The sequence below is a fragment of the Oleiphilus sp. HI0125 genome (genome assembly GCF_001635355.1).
Window position 1 is genome coordinate 1 of the sequence record NZ_LWGF01001073.1, and the last position, 1,100, is coordinate 1,100.

2 protein-coding genes are annotated in these 1,100 nt (G+C 44.6%); both read right to left on the reverse strand.

What is annotated here, in order from left to right:
* Positions 1-460 (reverse strand): S41 family peptidase (locus A3762_RS18375; RefSeq protein ID WP_369820699.1); only part of this gene is annotated, 460 nt, incomplete at its 3' end.
* 16 nt (positions 461-476) lie between these two features.
* Positions 477-1,100 (reverse strand): murein hydrolase activator EnvC (locus A3762_RS18380; protein ID WP_156493579.1); only part of this gene is annotated, 624 nt, incomplete at its 5' end.

The following is a 1,100-nucleotide window of genomic DNA, read 5'->3' on the forward strand; positions in this document are numbered from 1 at the left end:
CGCCAGCTTCAATTCCACCAAGATGAGCAGGTGTTTCGTCGATGGGAGCGATAACTTTGACGAAGCCATTCTCCATACCTACTTCAATTCCTAATCCACCAAAGGAGCCAGAAGTGTTTTGCTTTAGGTCATCGTATGCGACAGGCTCTAGATAAGAAGAGTGTGGGTCTAGACCGTTTAGCATTCCTCGGATGGCGTGCTTGATGAGCGTCTGGTCATCAATTTCTTCAACGTAAGCGGCTTTGATCTTTCCGAATACGTCAGCGAATTTTCTGAGATCATTCAGTGGGAGCGGGTCTGGTTGAGCATTCTCAGAATTGTCGCCTTCAGCAACGGCTTCAGAGGGGGCGCCAGATTCAGTGTTCGTTGTATTTTCAGGACTAGAGGTATCGTCTGCGAATGATACAGCGCTGTATGCTGTAAACGTGATAATTAAAGCTCTGAGTAAATTCAAATTCATTCCTGACTTCCTGATGTTATTTGCTTAGCCATTTACGTGGATCTTGCGGCTTACCATTCTTTCGTATTTCGAAGTATAAACTAGGGCGCTCTCGACCACCGCTATTGCCTGCATGCGCGATAACTTCGCCTGGGTTAACCCAGTCACCTACGCTTCGATGCAAGCTCTTATTGTTTCCATAAAGGCTTAGATAGTTATCGCCGTGATCTAAAATAATGAGCAGGCCGAAGCCTCTTAACCAGTCTGAGAATACGACACGACCGTAATGGACCGCTTTTACTCCAGCATCTTCCTTTGCTTGAATTCGTATGCCATTAGATCGTAACTTACCTTGTGCAAGGCGAGCCCCAAAACGCTCTAGAACTCTACCACGGCTTGGCCAAGGAAGTTTAGATTTTTGCTTGATAAACGGCGTTGAAGCCTCAGGAAGTTTTAGTTCTGATATGCTTTTCTCAACTTGGACAAGTAGTTCTTCGAGTTGTTTTTGACTTTCTTTGAGTGAAGTAAGTTCACCTGACTTAGTTTTGATTTCTTTATTGAGTTGCGAAAGCGTGACGTTTCTTCGGTTTGTCTGGTCTTTCAGCTCTGCTAGCTGTTTTTCAAGTGTTTTTCGGTTCGTATTAAGTAGTGTTTGTTTGCG